The sequence below is a fragment of the Phytopseudomonas argentinensis genome (assembly GCF_900113905.1).
Lineage (GTDB): Bacteria > Pseudomonadota > Gammaproteobacteria > Pseudomonadales > Pseudomonadaceae > Aquipseudomonas > Aquipseudomonas argentinensis.
Window position 1 is genome coordinate 244,990 of sequence record NZ_FORC01000003.1, and the last position, 15,480, is coordinate 260,469.

General features: G+C 65.5%; 16 protein-coding genes and 1 pseudogene. 10 read left to right on the forward strand and 7 right to left on the reverse strand.

Annotation, left to right across the window (positions count from 1 at the left end; genetic code table 11):
• Nucleotides 1-14 precede the first annotated feature (14 nt).
• The gene (locus BM154_RS15645) at nt 15-335 is read left to right on the forward strand and encodes a cupin domain-containing protein (protein ID WP_074885976.1); all 321 of its coding nucleotides are present in this window, start codon (nt 15-17) and stop codon (nt 333-335) included.
• A gap of 108 nt (nt 336-443) precedes the next feature.
• Here BM154_RS15645 and BM154_RS15650 read toward each other — a convergent pair whose 3' ends face one another.
• The gene (locus tag BM154_RS15650; protein ID WP_074885978.1) at nt 444-1,325 is read right to left on the reverse strand and encodes a DMT family transporter; all 882 of its coding nucleotides are present in this window, start codon (nt 1,323-1,325) and stop codon (nt 444-446) included.
• Nucleotides 1,326-1,415: 90 nt separating this feature from the next.
• On the opposite strand from BM154_RS15650, the gene BM154_RS15655 reads away from it, so the two are divergent.
• Entirely contained in the window at nt 1,416-2,339 is a 924-nt protein-coding gene (locus BM154_RS15655; protein WP_074885982.1) for a LysR family transcriptional regulator, read from the forward strand.
• A complete protein-coding gene (locus BM154_RS15660) occupies nt 2,336-2,653 on the forward strand; it encodes a hypothetical protein (protein ID WP_074885985.1) in 318 nt (105 codons plus the stop codon). Before BM154_RS15655 ends, BM154_RS15660 begins: the two co-directional genes overlap by 4 nt.
• Nucleotides 2,654-2,748: 95 nt before the next feature.
• On the opposite strand, the gene BM154_RS15665 is transcribed toward BM154_RS15660, so the two are convergent.
• From BM154_RS15665 to BM154_RS15675, 3 genes and pseudogenes are all read right to left on the reverse strand, one after another.
• Nucleotides 2,749-3,543 carry a thymidylate synthase gene (locus tag BM154_RS15665; RefSeq protein ID WP_074885987.1) on the reverse strand — a complete coding sequence of 265 codons (795 nt, stop codon included), beginning with the start codon at nt 3,541-3,543 and terminating at the stop codon, nt 2,749-2,751.
• On the reverse strand, nt 3,540-4,340 hold the full coding sequence (gene lgt / locus BM154_RS15670; protein WP_074885990.1) for a prolipoprotein diacylglyceryl transferase: 801 nt from the start codon (nt 4,338-4,340) through the stop codon (nt 3,540-3,542). Before lgt ends, BM154_RS15665 begins: the two co-directional genes overlap by 4 nt.
• A 9-nt stretch (nt 4,341-4,349) precedes the next feature.
• Nucleotides 4,350-5,158, reverse strand: a pseudogene (locus tag BM154_RS15675) (sulfite exporter TauE/SafE family protein).
• Here BM154_RS15675 and BM154_RS15680 point away from each other — a divergent pair.
• On the forward strand, nt 5,157-5,621 hold the full coding sequence (locus tag BM154_RS15680; RefSeq protein WP_074885993.1) for a hypothetical protein: 465 nt from the start codon (nt 5,157-5,159) through the stop codon (nt 5,619-5,621). The pseudogene BM154_RS15675 and the gene BM154_RS15680 overlap by 2 nt on opposite strands.
• Entirely contained in the window at nt 5,612-6,358 is a 747-nt protein-coding gene (locus tag BM154_RS15685) for an NRDE family protein (protein WP_074885995.1), read from the forward strand. The genes BM154_RS15680 and BM154_RS15685 overlap by 10 nt, the downstream gene beginning before the upstream one ends.
• 117 nt (nt 6,359-6,475) lie before the next feature.
• Here the strand turns inward: BM154_RS15685 and ptsP are convergent, their stop codons facing one another.
• Both ptsP and BM154_RS15695 read right to left on the reverse strand, forming a co-directional pair.
• On the reverse strand, nt 6,476-8,755 hold the full coding sequence (gene ptsP, locus BM154_RS15690) for a phosphoenolpyruvate--protein phosphotransferase (RefSeq protein ID WP_074885998.1): 2,280 nt from the start codon (nt 8,753-8,755) through the stop codon (nt 6,476-6,478).
• Between the two features lie 12 nt (nt 8,756-8,767).
• Nucleotides 8,768-9,247, reverse strand: coding sequence for an RNA pyrophosphohydrolase (locus tag BM154_RS15695; protein ID WP_013793353.1), 480 nt, complete (start codon nt 9,245-9,247; stop codon nt 8,768-8,770).
• A gap of 165 nt (nt 9,248-9,412) precedes the next feature.
• Here BM154_RS15695 and BM154_RS15700 point away from each other — a divergent pair, with 165 nt between their 5' ends.
• Complete coding sequence (locus tag BM154_RS15700) at nt 9,413-10,066, forward strand: histidinol-phosphatase (RefSeq protein WP_074886001.1); 654 nt, start codon at nt 9,413-9,415, stop codon at nt 10,064-10,066.
• 64 nt (nt 10,067-10,130) lie between these two features.
• Here BM154_RS15700 and BM154_RS15705 read toward each other — a convergent pair whose 3' ends face one another.
• Nucleotides 10,131-10,664 (reverse strand): SgcJ/EcaC family oxidoreductase, encoded by a 534-nt coding sequence (locus BM154_RS15705; protein WP_074886006.1) that lies wholly within the window; start codon nt 10,662-10,664, stop codon nt 10,131-10,133.
• 159 nt (nt 10,665-10,823) lie between these two features.
• Here BM154_RS15705 and BM154_RS15710 point away from each other — a divergent pair, with 159 nt between their 5' ends.
• Genes BM154_RS15710 through BM154_RS15725 form a run of 4 tightly spaced genes read left to right on the forward strand, consistent with a single transcriptional unit; the run spans nt 10,824 to nt 15,479 of the window.
• On the forward strand, nt 10,824-12,011 hold the full coding sequence (locus BM154_RS15710; protein WP_074886009.1) for a sensor histidine kinase: 1,188 nt from the start codon (nt 10,824-10,826) through the stop codon (nt 12,009-12,011).
• Entirely contained in the window at nt 12,008-12,688 is a 681-nt protein-coding gene (locus BM154_RS15715) for a response regulator (RefSeq protein ID WP_074886012.1), read from the forward strand. The genes BM154_RS15710 and BM154_RS15715 overlap by 4 nt, the downstream gene beginning before the upstream one ends.
• On the forward strand, nt 12,685-15,009 hold the full coding sequence (locus BM154_RS15720) for an ATP-binding protein (RefSeq protein WP_074886015.1): 2,325 nt from the start codon (nt 12,685-12,687) through the stop codon (nt 15,007-15,009). Before BM154_RS15715 ends, BM154_RS15720 begins: the two co-directional genes overlap by 4 nt.
• Entirely contained in the window at nt 15,006-15,479 is a 474-nt protein-coding gene (locus BM154_RS15725) for a response regulator (RefSeq protein ID WP_073263255.1), read from the forward strand. The genes BM154_RS15720 and BM154_RS15725 overlap by 4 nt, the downstream gene beginning before the upstream one ends.
• Nucleotide 15,480 lies beyond the last annotated feature (1 nt).

Genomic DNA, 15,480 nt, shown 5'->3' on the forward strand with positions numbered 1-15,480 from the left:
TGCGAGCCTCGAACATGCCGGTTGCCAACCTGTTCCATGACAGCGAACCACCCGCCCAGGGCGAGCGCTTCGACACCCTGCTCAGCCATCGCAACCTGCAGATCGAGCGGATCCTCAGCTCGTCACGCATCGAGTCGGTGGATTACCTGCAGGAGCAGGACGAGTGGGTGCTGCTGGCCCGCGGCGAAGCGCGCATGACGGTGGCCGGTGAAGCGCTCGAGCTCACCGCCGGCGATCATCTGTTTCTGCCCGCCGGCACACCGCACCGCGTGGAGCACACCAGTGAAGGCGCGCTGTGGTTGGCCATCCACCTGCATCCTGGCAATGGCGTTTAACTGTGGGAGCGCGCCATGCGCGCGACAATTGGTGGGTATCGCCCTGTAGGGTGGAAGACGCTTCACCTACGCGGCCCGACCCTTCCACCACTAAATAACCACCACAACTCAGCGCCTGAGCAGGCTCGTCCACAGCGTCGCCGCGACGATCAGAAAGCCACCGATCCACGCCTGCACGCTCAACTGTTCGCTAAGCCAGAGCACCGCGAACAGCGCACCGAACAGCGGCTCGCTGCCCATCAGCAGCGACACCCGGGTCGGACTGCTGCGGCGCAGTGCGTAGTTCTGCACGAAGAACGCGAACAGCGTGGCGAACAGCACCAGATACAAGGTGCCGATCCAGAACGCTGGCTCTGTCGGCAGGGCAGGCAAACCGCCTGGCAGGACGATCACGCCGAGCAGCAGGCAGCCAATCCCGATCACCCCGGTCTGCACCGCGGTCAGCGCCAGGGCCGGTACCTGGGTATGGGCGGTCAGCCGCCCGGTCAGGCATACCAGCACGGCGCGCAGCAGCGCTGCCATCAGCATCAGCCCGTCGCCGAGGTTGAATTGCAGGTCGACGCCGCCGCTGAGCAGCCAGGTACCGAACAGCGACAGCGCCACTGCCGGCAGCAAGCGCGAATCGGGGCGGCGGTCGAGCATCAGCCATTCCACGAAGGGGGTGATGACCACGCACAGGCTGATCAGAAATGCCGCATTGCTGGCCGAGGTGTGCAGCACGCCATAGGTTTCGCACAGGAAGATCGCCAGCATCACGCTGCCCAGCGGGATGCCAGGTGCCCAGGCCTGGCGGCCTTCACCGCGCAGTTGTGGCAGCAGGATCAGGAAGGTCAGGCAGAAACGCACGGCGAGAAAGCCCAGCACCGGGTAGAACACCAGCGCTTCCTTGGCCACACCATAGCTTGTACCCCAGACCATGGCGACCAGCAGCAACAGCACGTCACTGGCCTGCAGCAGGCGCGAAGGGGAACGGCTAACCAGGGTGGACATAGGGGTACTTCCTGTAATCGGTAAGGAGCGCATTGTCCATTGCGTCCCTCAGCGTGATAATCCATCAACCCCGAACAAGACCTGTTCCCCATGCGCACGAATCTCACACCACAGCTGCTCCCCTATCTGGCCATCTTCGTACGCGTGGTCGAGGCCGGCAGCTTCTCTGCCACGGCTCGCCAGCAGGGCAGCACGGCGTCGGCGGTGAGCCGGCAGATCGCCCACCTCGAGCAGACGCTCGGCGTGCGCCTGCTGGAGCGCACCACGCGGCGCCTGCGCCTGAGCGAAGCCGGCAGCGAAGTGTTCGAGCGCTGCAAGGACATGATCGACGCCGCCCAGGCCGCCCTGGATGTCGGTGAGCGGCTGATGACCCGGCCCAGCGGCCAGGTGCGGTTGAGCGTGCCCAAGGCCTTTGGACGATTTCTGGTTTCGCCACTGATGCACGACTTTCTGCAGCGCTACCCGGATGTGGACGTCAGCCTCAACCTCAGCGATCGCAGCCCGGACCTGATCAGCGACCGTTTCGACCTGCTGGTGTGCATCGGTGATCAGCCACCGGCCAACCTCGCCGGCCGCCCGCTTTGCCACATCCAGCAGGTGCTCTGCGCCAGCCCGAGGTATCTGCAGCAACACGGCACGCCCCAGCACCCGGGCGAACTGGTGCACCACGCCTGCCTGTACCTGGACGAAACACCGGAGGACCACCGCTGGCATTTCAGTAATGGGCCGGAGCAGGCCGTAGTGACGGTGAGCGGCCGCTTCGCCAGCAACCACAGTGAAGTACGCCTGCATGCCGTGCTTGCCCACATGGGCATCACCTGCCTGCCGCATTTCACCGCCGCCGCCGCGCTGGCCAGTGGCGAGCTGGTACGGGTGCTGCCGCAGTGGCGCTACACCGGCTCGTACCAGGGCACCGCCTGGATTCTCTACCACCCGACCCGCCACCTGCCGCCCAAACTGCGGGTGCTGATCGACCACCTGGCCGAGGGCCTTGGCAGGGAGTCCGCACCATGAAGCGTCTATTGCAATGGTTGCAGCGGCGACGCCTGGAACGTCAGCCGATAGACACGAGTCAGCACGTCACCCTGGAAAATATCGATACGGAGGTCGGCAACCACATCTTGGCCACCCTCAAGGCCGAGGGTTGGCGACAGGTCGAGCAGTTCAGCCCGCTGGCCATCCAGAAGGGTATCGATTACGACAGCTACCGCCTGCGCCGCGGCCTGGATGAGCTGCGGCTGGAGTGGGACAACTGGTTCGAGTGGAAAATCAGCGGACCGAGTGAGCTCGTCGAAGAAATCGCCGAGCGTTTCTCGCTACGAAAATGAGCGATTAGATCCCCGGGTTACGCCTTCGGCTAACCCAGGCTACGGCTTTGCTTAACGTAGCCTGCGGTTGAGCGCAGCGATACCCAGGAACAAGCTCAGACCGCGACCGGCGCCTTGATATGCGGGTGCGCTTCGTAGCCGACCAGCTCGAAGTCCTCGAACCTGAAGGCGAACAGGTCCTTCACCTCGGGGTTAAGCTTCATGGTCGGCAGCGGCAGCGGCTCGCGGGTCAGCTGCAGGTCGGCCTGCTCCAGGTGGTTGGCGTACAGGTGGCAGTCACCACCGGTCCAGATGAACTCGCCCGGCTGCAGGCCGCAGACCTGCGCGACCATCAACGTCAGCAGCGCATAGCTGGCGATGTTGAACGGCACGCCGAGGAAGATATCGGCCGAGCGCTGGTACAGCTGGCAGCTCAGCTTGCCGTCGGCCACGTAGAACTGGAACAGCGCGTGGCACGGCGGCAGGGCCATCTGCTCGACCAGCGCCGGGTTCCAGGCCGAGACGATCAGGCGGCGCGAGTCAGGGTTCTTCCTGATCATCTCGATCAGCTTGCTGATCTGGTCGACCGACTCGCCGTTCGGCGCCGGCCAGTTGCGCCACTGGTAGCCGTATACCGGGCCGAGGTCGCCGTTCTCGTCGGCCCACTCGTCCCAGATGCGTACGCCATTGTCCTTCAGGTACTTGATGTTGGTGTCGCCCTGCAGGAACCACAGCAACTCGTGAATGATCGACTTGAGGTGGCACTTCTTGGTGGTCACCAGGGGAAAACCGTCGGCCAGGTCGAAGCGCATCTGGTGGGCGAACACGCTGTAGGTACCGGTGCCGGTACGGTCCTGCTTGAAGGTGCCGTTGTCGCGCACGTGGCGCATCAGGTCGAGATACTGTTTCATCGCACCACCTCCACAGTGGCCTGGCGCTTGTAGGCATAGACCATCAGGCCCAGGCCGGCGAGCACCATCGGTACGCAGAGCACCTGGCCCATGGTCAGCCAGCCCCACGCCAGGTAACCGAGCTGGGCGTCCGGCACGCGGACGAACTCGACGATGAAGCGGAAGATGCCGTAGCACACCGCGAACAGGCCGGAGACGGCCATGGTCGGGCGCGGTTTGCGCGAGTAGAACCAGAGGATGGTGAACAGCGCCACGCCTTCCAGGGCGAACTGGTACAGCTGCGACGGATGGCGCGGCTCCGGCCCGCCGGTCGGGAAGACCATGGCCCAGGGCACGTCGCTGACCTTGCCCCACAACTCGGCATTGATGAAGTTGCCGATACGCCCGGCGCCCAGGCCGATCGGCACCAGCGGGGCGATGAAATCCATCAGCTCGAAGAAGCTCTTGCCGTTGCGCCTGGCGAACCACAGGGTGGCCAGCATCACGCCGAGCAGGCCGCCATGGAACGACATGCCGCCCTTCCACACTTCGAGGATCAGCAGCGGATTAGCGATATAGGCCGGCAGGTCGTAGAACAGCACGTAGCCCAGGCGCCCACCGACGATCACCCCCATCGCCACCCAGAACACCAGGTCGGAGAGTTTCTCCTTGCTCCAGGTCGGGTCGAAGGCGTGCAAGCGCCGCGAGGCGAGGAACCAGGCACCGCCGATACCCACCAGGTACATCAGGCCGTACCAGTGAATCTGCAGGAAGCCCAGGTCGAGGGCGACCGGGTCAATATTCGGGTAGGGCAGCATCAGGATTCCTCACAACAGAAAATTCAGGCCGACGATAAACAGCAGCAATGCGAACAGACGCTTGAGCACGCGCGGCGACAGACGATGGGCCAGCCGAGCGCCGGTGCGCGCGAAGAACACGCTGGTCAGGGCGATGCCCAGCAGCGCCGGAAGGTAAACGTAACCCAAGCTCCAGTCTGGTAGACGCGCGTCGCCCCACCCCAGCCACAGATAACTCAAGGCGCCCGCTGCAGCGATCGGCCAGCCACAGGCCGACGAGGTCGCCACCGCCTGCTGCACCGACACACCACGCCAGGTCAGGAACGGCACGGTCAACGAGCCACCGCCAATGCCGATGATCGCCGAAGCCCAGCCAATCACGCTACCAGCAAAGCCGAGGCCGGCCTTGCCGGGGACCTCGCGGCTGGCTTTGGGCTTGAGGTCCAGCGCCAGCTGCAAGGCCACGCAAGGGCGAACACACCAATGATCTTCTGCAGCACCAGGCCGTCGATGGACTCGGCCGTCAGCGCGCCGAGTGCCGAGCCCAGCACGATACCCACGGTCAGCCAGACGAACAGCCCCCAGCGTACCGCGCCGCGGCTGTGATGCTCACGCACGGCGTTGACCGAGGTGAACAGAATGGTCGCCAGCGAGGTACCTACCGCCATATGGGTCAGTACCGAGGCATCGAAACCCTGAGCCGTGAAGGCGAAGATCAGTACCGGCACGATGATCATGCCGCCACCGACGCCAAACAGCCCGGCCAGCAGGCCTGCGGCAGCACCGAGCAGAATGTAGAGAAGGAAGATCATGACGTGCTCTGCGAAGCGATGCGGCATGGTAGCGGAAGCGGGCCATGCACTCTACTTCACGACGATTGGTGGCTTTGCGTACAGTGGCACTTTCCATGGACGAGAAACCGCTGTGTTCAACACACTCTATTTGCGCATCGCCTGCGATCAGTTGCACATCATCCACCTGGAAAGCGGCAATGAGCTGCAACTGCGTGCGGAGCCGCCATTCAGCAACCTGCGCCTGCTGGTGGCCGACTTCGGCGTCGCGGATCGCCTGATCAAAGAGGCGGTCACAGCGGTGATCCGCAAACGCTTCATGCGTCTAAGCCTGCCGCCGCGCTTGGTCATGCATCCACTGGAACGGCTTGAAGGCGGCCTCTCGCAGGTCGAAGAACGCATATTGCTGGAGCTCGGCAAAGGCAGTGGTGCCAGCAAGGTCGTGGTACATGTCGGCGCACCACTCGACGCAACTGGCGTACGCGCCTGCTTCAAAAAGTCATGTGCCTGATCGTCCTTGCCTGGCGCCCAGGCCATTCGTTACCGCTGCTGGTCGCTGCCAACCGCGATGAGTTCTACGCACGGCCCGCTGCCACCATGGCCGAGTGGCCGGATGCGCCCGGCCTGATCGCCGGCCGCGATCTGCAGGCTGGCGGCACCTGGCTGGGCATTGGCCCAGGTGGCCGCTTTGCCGCCCTCACCAATATTCGTGACCCGCGCCTGACTCAAGGCACGCGCTCGCGGGGCGAACTGCCGTTGCACTTTCTGCAAGGTGATCAGAGCCCAGAAGTTTTTCTGAACGAGCTGCGCCACGAGGCGGCTGAATACAGCGGCTTCAACCTGCTGGTCGGCGATAGCCAGGCACTGTGGCATTTCAATTCGCAGAGCGGCGAGGCCAGGGCACTGCCGCCCGGCATCCATGGTGTTTCCAATGCGGGCCTGGATACGCCCTGGCCAAAACTGCAGCAGGCCAGGGCGGCATTTGCCGACACCCTCGAGACAGCCGATGAAGCGTCGCTGTTCGCGCTGCTGGCTGACCCCAGAAGACCTGACGACACGGCACTTCCGCATACGGGTGTGGGCCTGGATCTCGAACGACTGCTCGGCAGCGTATTTATCGCCAGCCCGACCTATGGCACCCGCGCCAGCACGCTGCTGTACACCTACGCCGATGGAACGCGGCGGATTATCGAGCGCAGTTTCGGCCCTGAAGGTATGCCGATTGGTGAGGTGCGGTTCGAGCGCTAGAGGGGGCGAGAGCTGTCGCTAACCTGTTTTGTGGGAACGGGCGGGGACGCCTAGTCCATGCCCGTGATGCTTTCGCGGGCGTGGCCCGCTCCACAGGTAAACCGCCAACTCCCGCCGTTAAGCCTGAATATCCGACGCCGGGTTTATCATCCGGCCCAGGCCAAGGTTACGCAGGGCCAGTTGCAGGGTGCTGTGGATGACCTGCGGATTGTCGATTCGCATCGCCTGGCCGAGCAGGTCCTTGGCCTTGCTCAGGCTGATCTGGCGCAGCAGCCACTTAACCTTCGGCAGGTTGGTGGCGTTCATCGACAGGCTGTCGAAGCCCATCGCCATCAGCAGCACGGCAGCGCTCGGGTCGCCGGCCATTTCGCCGCAGATGCTCACCGGTTTGCCTTCGGCGTGGGAGTCCTCGACCACCTTGGTCAGCGCCTGCAGCACCGCCGGGTGAAGGAAGTCGTAGAGGTCGGCCACCCGCGGGTTGTTGCGGTCCACGGCCAGCAGGTACTGGGTCAGGTCGTTGGAGCCGACCGACAGGAAGTCCACCTGGCGGGCCAGGTCGCGGGTCTGGTAGACCGCCGCGGGAATCTCGATCATCACGCCAATCGGCGGCAGGGGTACATCCGTGCCTTCGTCACGCACTTCGCCCCAGGCACGGTGAATCAGGTGCAGGGATTCTTCCAGCTCCTGGATGCCGGAAATCATCGGCAGCAGGATGCGCAGGTTGTTCAGGCCCTCGCTGGCCTTGAGCATGGCGCGCACCTGCACCAGGAAGATTTCCGGGTGGTCGAGGGTCACGCGGATACCGCGCCAACCCAGGAAGGGGTTCTCTTCCTTGATCGGGAAATAGCTCAAGCCCTTGTCGCCGCCGACATCCAGGGTGCGCATGGTCACCGGCAGCGGATGGAAGGCGGCCAGCTGTTCGCGATAGATGGCCAGCTGTTCCTTCTCGCTGGGAAAGCGATCCTTGATCATGAACGGCACTTCGGTGCGGTACAGACCAACGCCCTCGGCACCGCGCTCCTGGGCGCGCACCACATCGGCGAGCAGGCCGGTATTGACCCACAGCGGCATGTGATGCCCGTCGAGGGTCTCGCAAGGCAGCGCACGCAGGGCGTCGAGGCCCTTGGTGAGCTGGCGGTCTTCCTCGACCACGTCGGCGTACTGCTTGCGCAGGATCTCGCTGGGGTTGGTGAACACCTCGCCGTGGTAGCCATCGACGATCAGCTGGATGCCGTCGATCTTCGAATACGGCAGTTCCACCGCGCCCATCACCGTGGGAATGCCCATGGCGCGGGCGAAGATCGCCACGTGGGAGTTGCCCGAACCCTGCACCGACACCAGGCCGACCAGCTTGCCTTCCGGCACCTCACCGAGCATCGCCGGCGACAGTTCTTCGGCGACCAGGATGCAGTTGTCCGGGTACACCAGGGTCTGCTGACGGGCCTGCTGCAGGTAGGCGAGCAGGCGGCGCCCCAGGTCGCGCACGTCCGAGGCACGCTCGCGCAGGTAGGCGTCGTCCATCAGCTCGAAACGATTGATGTGCTCGCTGACTACGTGGCGCAGGGCGCCCTGGGCCCACTGGCCGGTCTTGATGACCTTGACCACCTCGTTACCGAGGGCCGCGTCTTCGAGCATCATCTGGTAGACGTCGAACAGCGCGCGCTCTTCGGGGCGCAGCTGGGTCGCCATGCGCTCGGAAAGGTTACGCATGTCGGCGCGCACGCCCTCCAGAGCGTTCTGGAACAGTTTCAATTCGGCATCGATATCATCGATGCTCTTGTCCGGCACCACTTCCAGGTCGGCTGGCGGTAGCACCACCACGGCGGTACCGACCGCCGCACCGGGCGAACCCGGCACGCCGACGAACTTGGCTTCCTGAATGCCCTTGCCCTGCTTGCCCAGGCCGCGGATCGAACCGGTGGCCTCGGCATGGGCGATCACCCCGGCGAGCTGCGCGCTCATGGTGACCAGAAAGGCTTCCTCACCTTCGTCGAACTGGCGGCGCTCCTTCTGCTGCACGACGAGCACACCCATCACCCGACGGTGGTGGATGATCGGTGAGCCGAGGAAGGAGGCATAACGCTCCTCACCGGTTTCGGCGAAGTAGCGGTAACGGGGGTGTTCGGAGGCGTTTTCGAGGTTCAGCGGCTCTTCACGGGTGCCGACCAGGCCGACCAGACCCTCGTTGGGCGCCATGCTGACCTTGCCGATCGAGCGCTTGTTGAGGCCATCGGTGGCCATCAGCACGAAACGGTTGCTCTCCGGGTCGAGCAGGTACACCGAGCACACCTGGGTGCCCATGGTCTCCTTGACGCGCTGCACGATGATGCCCAGCGCCGCTTTGAGATCCTTGGCGGCGTTCACTTCCTGGACGATCTTGCGCAGCGTGTTGAGCATGCCTGATCCTGCCTAATCCCGTGCCAGCAGGCGCGGTGCGAGTTCCTTGAGTGCGCGACGGTAGACTTCGCGCTTGAATGTAACCACCTGCCCCAACGGGTACCAATAACTGACCCAGCGCCAGCCGTCGAACTCGGGCTTGCCGGTCAGGTCCATACGCACCCGTTGCTCGTCGGAGGTCAGGCGCAGCAGGAACCACTTCTGTTTCTGGCCGATGCACAGCGGCTGGCTGTGCGTGCGCACCAGGCGCTGCGGCAGACGATACCTCAACCAGCCCCGGGTGCAGGCGAGAATTTTCACGTCCTGCTCTTCCAGGCCCACTTCTTCGTTCAGTTCGCGGTACAACGCTTCTTCCGGCGACTCGCGGTCATTGATACCGCCTTGCGGGAACTGCCAGGCATCCTGGTTAATTCGACGCGCCCAAAGCACCTGGCCGACATCATTGGTGAGAATGATGCCGACGTTGGGGCGAAAACCATCAGGATCGATCACGGCACACAACCTCGTAAACGCATGTCACCGCATTGTTCCACAAAGCTCGCGACAGCGGCAACGCGCTCGGGCGGGACTGCACGGCGGCCCGTCGCGCGGTTTTCCCCGGGCCGGCAAAGCCGCTATTCTGGCCGCCTCCATGGCCCTGTATGAAGAGGTGATTCTGTGCGTTTGGCTTTATTCGATCTCGACAACACCCTGCTTGGCGGCGACAGCGACCATGCCTGGGGCGACTGGCTGTGCGAACGCGGGATCCTCGACGGTGCCACCTACAAGGCGCGCAACGATGCCTTCTACCAGGATTACCTGGCCGGGCGCCTGAACATCACCGACTACCTGAACTTCACCCTGGATATCTTCGGCCGCACCGAGATGGCCCAGCTCGACGCCTGGCACCGCGAGTTCATGGCCGAATGCATCGAACCGATCATTCTGCCCAAGGCCCTGGCGCTGCTCGACAGGCACCGCGCCGCTGGCGACAAGCTGGTGATCATCACCGCCACCAACCGTTTCGTGACGGCGCCGATTGCCGCCCGCCTGGGCGTCGACACCCTGCTAGCCACCGAGTGCGAAATGGTCGACGGCCGCTACACCGGTCGTACCACCGACGTGCCGTGCTTCAAGGAAGGCAAGGTCACCCGCCTCAATCGCTGGATGCAGGAAAACGGCTTCACTCTGGACGGTTCGACCTTCTACAGCGACTCGATGAACGACCTGCCGCTACTCGAGCAGGTCAGCTATCCGGTAGCCGTCGACCCGGATCCCAAGCTGATGGCCGAGGCAGAGGATCGCAACTGGCCGATCATGTCGCTGCGCTGAGAGTTATCGCGCAAAAAAAAGCCGGCGCACAGGGCGCCGGCTTTTTTGCATTTGCACCATGCGTTTACAGGTGCTTGGCCTTGCTGGCCACCGAGGTCGGCACCACCTCGGGCATGGCCGAAGAGTGGTGGTTGAGGATCTTCCACTGCCCGTCCACCAGGGTGTAGACGAAGGTGTAGCGCGCCTGCACGTCGGACTTCTCGCCGGCGGCATCGGTCAGGTGGAAGGTGTAGACGCCGCTGTCCAGAGCGGTGGTCGGGCTCAGGCGACGGATTTCCCGGTAGTTGATCTCGCCCACCGGTTTGAGCGCCAGGAAGTGCTCGAAGTAGTCGCGAATTTCCGCCGAGCTGGCGCGCACGCGGTTGGATACGGTCGGCTGCAGCACGGCATCGGCGCTGTACAGGCTGACCACCTTGGCCACGTCACCGCTCTGCAGCGCCTGGTTCCACTGATCGAACAACCCGGCCACTTCACGATCGGCCGCTGCGGCCGGCGCGCTCGCCAGGCTGTCATAGCGATAAGGCTTTTGCTCGGGAGCGGCCAGCAGCGGGGTACTGACGCAGAACAGCAGGGCGGCGGCGATGGCGTGCACTTTCATGATCGTTTCCTGTTTTGGTTGACGACACCACTGTGCCCTGCGCCCTCGGGGTCGCCATCGGCTGGTTGGCGGCATCGGCGTATGCCGATCGGCAGATGGGCGAGCAGCGGGCAGAGTCGATTTAATGGGATGATTGCCACCTGATCCGCGCCGCTTGCGCTGGAGAGCCCCATGCACAACGACGACAGCAGTGCCCTGGCCTTGCGCAGCCAGTACCGACAATGTGAAAGCCGGGCGGCGCGCCTGAGCCTGCTGGTCGACACCGGCCGCCAACTGGGGGCGCTGCCGCCCCGGGAGATGGCCTTGCGCGTGCTGCAACGGGCCTGCGCCTTCTGCGCCCTGGACAGCGGCGTGGTGGTTTGCGAACTGGCCGGCGAGCGCCAGGTGCTGGCCGAGCATGGCGCCCTTTCCAGCGAACAACGGCTAGCGCTGCTGGCGCTGAGCGACAGCGATACGCCCCAGGCCCAGTGCCTGCTCATCGACAAGGGCGGGCTGCAGCTGGTCATTCGCCTGCCGCTGGCCACGGCCCAGGGCCACAGCTTTGGCAGCGTGCTGCTGGCCAGCGCGGTGCGAATCAATCCGCCGGACGACGAGGATCTCGAGTCCCTGCAGCTGCTCGCCACCCTGTTCGCCGCCCACCTGGAAACCCAGCGCCTGCATGGCGACCTGCTCGCCCGCGAGCGCACCATGTCGGAACTGGTGCACCGCCTGCTCAATGCCCAGGAAGACGAGCGCCGGCGCGTGGCCTACGACCTGCATGACGGCCTCGCCCAGACCCTGGCCGGGTTGCACCAGCGCCTGCAGGGTTTCGCCAGCCAGTGCAGCGTGCTGCCCGATGCCCAGCAGCGGGAACTGGGCACCATTCTCGAACTGGCCCAACGCTGCGTACGCGAGGGTCGCCAGGCCATCAATGGCCTGCGCCCGCAACTGCTCGATGACTTCGGCCTGCTTCACGCCCTCGACAAGGAGGCCGACCGCCTGCGTGACGCCGGCCACCGGGTGAAGTGGCTGCAACGCAGTGAAGCACGGCTGCCGGCCAATGTGGAAATCACCCTGTTTCGCATCGCCCAGGAAGGCATCAACAACATTCTCAAGCATGCCGGGCCGTGCAGCGTGCGCATCGGCCTGAGCAGCAGCGACTCGGGCGCGCACCTGCACATCGAGGATGACGGCCGGGGTTTCGAGGCACCGCGCTACAGGCCGATCACCGGCAACAGCGGCCTGGGCCTGGCCGCCATGGGCGAACGCGCCAGCCTGCTGGGCGGCCACCTGCAGTGCCAGAGCGAGCCAGGGCGCGGCACCCGGCTGCTGGCCCAGGTGCCCCACGCCGAGGAGATCGCGCCATGACGACGCCCCTGCGCCTGGTACTGGCCGATGACCACGAGGTGACCCGCGCCGGCTTCGTGGCCATGCTCGGCGGTTGCGACGAGTTCGCGGTGGTCGGCCAGGCCGCCGACGGCGACAGCGCGCTGCAGCTGTGCGAGCGCCTGCAGCCGGATATCGCCATTCTCGACATCCGCATGCCCGGCCTCAACGGCCTGGGCGCCGCACGCCTGCTGCAACAGCGCATGCCGCACCTGAAGGTGGTGATGTTCACCATGTACGACAGCCCCGAGCACCTGGAGGCTGCCATCGGCGCGGGCGCCGTGGGCTACCTGCTCAAGGACGCCACCCGTGACGAGGTGATCGCCGCGTTGCGCCGCGTGGCCGCCGGGGAGGAGGCGCTGAACAGCGCCGTCAGCGCCCGCCTGCTCAGGCGCATCGCCGACCGCAGCAACGCCGGCACGCCGCCCACCGACACCCTTACCAACCGCGAGCGGCAGGTACTGGGCCTGGTGGCGGGCGGCTTCAGCAATCGCGAGATCGGCGAGAAGCTGGGCATCAGCGCCGGCACCGTGAAGACCCATGTCGAGCGAGTGATCGCCAAGCTCGGCGTGGCCGACCGCACCCAGGCGGCGGTGCGCGGCATCGCCCTGGGCCTGGTCGCCCAGCCGGCGGCCGACTGGCCGGGCGCCGCGCCATGATGCGACGTATCGACAACGCCTGGGCCGACCTGCCGCTGCGGGGCAAGGCATTGGTCGGCATCTCGCTGCCCCTGGTGATCCTGCTGATCTCCCTGGTACTGATCTACATCACCGAGCGGCAAACAGCCGAGGCCGAAGAGGACGTGCGCCGGGTGCTGCAGGTCCAGGGCGATATCCAGGCCGTGCAGACCCTGCTGGCCGAGGGCGCGGCCAGCGTGCGCGGCTACCTGCTGACGCGCAGCGACGACTTTCTGCCCGCCTACCAGCAGACCGAGCCGCGCATCGAGGCGGCCCTGGCGCGCCTGGACGCCAATATCCGTGATGCCGAGGTGCGCCAGCGCCTGGAACGCATCCGCCCGCTGATCAGCAACCAGCTCCACGGTCTGGATGTGCTGCGCAACGTCGACCTGCGCCAGGACCAGGAGCAGATCGCCGCCGTGCTCGACGAAAGCAAGCGCATGCTCGATACCCTGCGCAACCAGATCGACGCCATGCGCGTGCGCGAAGACGCCCTGCTCGCCGACCGCACCGCCAATGCCGCGGACAACCGCCAGCGCATGCTGCTGGCCACCCTGCTGGCCGCCGGCTGCGGCCTGTTCGGCGCGATCGTCGCGGTGCTGCTGCTCTCCAGCGGTATCGTCAGCCGCGTCCAGCGGGTGCAACGCAGCGCCCGCCACCTGGCACTCGGCAACCCGCTGCAGCCGCGGCATCACGAGCGCGACGAGATCGGCCGTCTGGGCGCCAGCCTGGAGGAAGCCAGCCAGCTACTGGCCCAGCGCGAACGTGCCCTGCGCGACAACGAGGAGCGCCTGCGCCTGATCATCGAAGGCGTGCGCGACTACGGCATCTTCGCCCTCGACCCACAGGGCCACGTCACCACCTGGAACGCCGGCGCCGAGCGGATCAAGGGCTACAGCGAAACGGAAATCATCGGCCGCCACTTCTCGTTGTTCTACCCACCCGAGCAGCGTCCGCACCACCCGCTGTATGCGCTGCAGGTCGCCGCCGAAAAGGGTCGCTACGAGGAAGAAGCCTGGCGCCAGCGCCGCGACGGCTCGCGTTTCTGGGCCAGCGTGGTGATCACCGCCCAGCACGATGCCAGCGGCACGCTGCGCGGCTTTTCCAAGGTCACCCGCGACATCACCGACCGCCGCGCTGCCGATATCGCCCTGCGCGCCGCCCGCGAGGAAGCCGAGAACGCCAGCCAGGCGAAAAGCGAGTTCCTGTCGCGCATGAGCCACGAGCTGCGCACCCCGCTCAACTCGATCCTCGGCTTCGCCCAGCTGCTCGACCTGGAATCGCCCAGGCCGCAGGTCACCCATATCCTGCGCGCCGGCCAGCACCTGCTCACGCTGATCAACGAAGTACTCGACATCGCCCGCATCGAGGCTGGCCGGCTGCCCATGAGCCCGGAAGCCATCGACCTGCACGGCGTGGTGCACGAGGCGCTGACGCTGATTTCACCGCTGGCCGACGAAGCCGGCATCCGCCTGCGCCCATTGCCGCCGAGCACTTCGCCGGCTGGCGTGATGGCCGACCGGCAGCGGCTGATCCAGGTGCTGCTCAACCTGCTGTCCAACGCGGTGAAGTACAACCGCCCCGGTGGCGAGGTGCACCTGGACATCGAGGTGCAAGGCGAGCGCCTGGCCCTGGCAGTCAACGACAGCGGTGCGGGTATCGCCCCGGCGGATCTGCAGCGGCTGTTCCGCCCCTTCGAGCGCTTAGGCGCCGACCAGCACAGCGAAGGCACCGGCCTCGGTCTGGCCCTGAGCCGCAACCTGCTGCAGGCCATGGACGGCACATTGGAGGTGATCAGCGTGGTCGGCACCGGCAGCCGCTTCGTAGTGACACTACCGTCGGCGCAGGTCGAGCCCCAGGCCAGCCACGACGACCCCTGGCGCCCTGCGCCGTTGCCGGCTCCGCTGAACACGCTGGAAAGCGGCAGCTTGAAACGCGTTTTGTGCATCGAGGACAACCTGTCCAGCCAGGCATTGATCGAAACCCTGTTGCAGCGCCGGCCGGGCGTGCAGCTGCTGTCGAGCATGCAGGGCCAGCTGGGCCTCGACCTGGCGCGCCAGCACCTGCCGCGGGTGATCCTGCTGGACATCAACCTGCCGGACATGACCGGCATCGAGGTGCTCAAGCGCCTGCGCGCCGACCCGCTGACCGCCACCATCGCCGTGCTGATGATCACCGCCGACGCCAGCACCGCGGCCAGGCGTGCCATGCAGCAGGCCGGCGCCACGGCGATCCTCACCAAGCCCATTCACGTGCCGACCTTTCTGGCCTTTCTCGACCAGCACCTGCCGGAGCCCGCATGAGCGACGACTATCGCATCCTGATCATCGACGATCAGCGCCCCAATCTGGACCTGATGGAGCAACTGCTGGCCCGCGAAGGCCTGCACAACGTGCTCAGCAGCACCCAGCCGACCCGCGCGCTGGAGCTGTACAACAGCTTCGAGCCGGATCTGGTGATTCTCGACCTGCACATGCCGGATTTCGACGGCTTCGCGCTGATGGAGCAGCTCAACCGGCGCATTCCGCACAACGACTACGTGCCGCTGCTGGTGCTGACCGCCGACGTCACCCGCGCTACGCGCCTGCGCGCCCTGGCCCTTGGCGCGCGGGACTTCATCAGCAAGCCGCTGGACGCCCTGGAAACCATGCTGCGGGTCTGGAACCTGCTGGAAACCCGCGCGCTGTACAAAGCGCTGCGAGCACGGTTGACCGAGCCGCAACTCGAAGCGCTGCTGCAACCGTTGGTGGCGCAGCGCCAGGGCCGCCGTTAGA

Bases quoted from the DNA above. Each gene is read 5' to 3' on its own strand.
- BM154_RS15645 (WP_074885976.1), top strand. From the start codon at position 15: ATGCCGGTTGCCAACCTGTTCCATGACAGCGAACCACCCGCCCAGGGC.
- BM154_RS15650 (WP_074885978.1), bottom strand. From the start codon at position 1,325: ATGTCCACCCTGGTTAGCCGTTCCCCTTCGCGCCTGCTGCAGGCCAGT.
- BM154_RS15655 (WP_074885982.1), top strand. From the start codon at position 1,416: ATGCGCACGAATCTCACACCACAGCTGCTCCCCTATCTGGCCATCTTC.
- BM154_RS15660 (WP_074885985.1), top strand. From the start codon at position 2,336: ATGAAGCGTCTATTGCAATGGTTGCAGCGGCGACGCCTGGAACGTCAG.
- BM154_RS15665 (WP_074885987.1), bottom strand. From the start codon at position 3,543: ATGAAACAGTATCTCGACCTGATGCGCCACGTGCGCGACAACGGCACC.
- lgt (WP_074885990.1), bottom strand. From the start codon at position 4,340: ATGCTGCCCTACCCGAATATTGACCCGGTCGCCCTCGACCTGGGCTTC.
- BM154_RS15680 (WP_074885993.1), top strand. From the start codon at position 5,157: ATGGTAGCGGAAGCGGGCCATGCACTCTACTTCACGACGATTGGTGGC.
- BM154_RS15685 (WP_074885995.1), top strand. From the start codon at position 5,612: ATGTGCCTGATCGTCCTTGCCTGGCGCCCAGGCCATTCGTTACCGCTG.
- ptsP (WP_074885998.1), bottom strand. From the start codon at position 8,755: ATGCTCAACACGCTGCGCAAGATCGTCCAGGAAGTGAACGCCGCCAAG.
- BM154_RS15705 (WP_074886006.1), bottom strand. From the start codon at position 10,664: ATGAAAGTGCACGCCATCGCCGCCGCCCTGCTGTTCTGCGTCAGTACC.
- BM154_RS15715 (WP_074886012.1), top strand. From the start codon at position 12,008: ATGACGACGCCCCTGCGCCTGGTACTGGCCGATGACCACGAGGTGACC.
- BM154_RS15720 (WP_074886015.1), top strand. From the start codon at position 12,685: ATGATGCGACGTATCGACAACGCCTGGGCCGACCTGCCGCTGCGGGGC.
- BM154_RS15725 (WP_073263255.1), top strand. From the start codon at position 15,006: ATGAGCGACGACTATCGCATCCTGATCATCGACGATCAGCGCCCCAAT.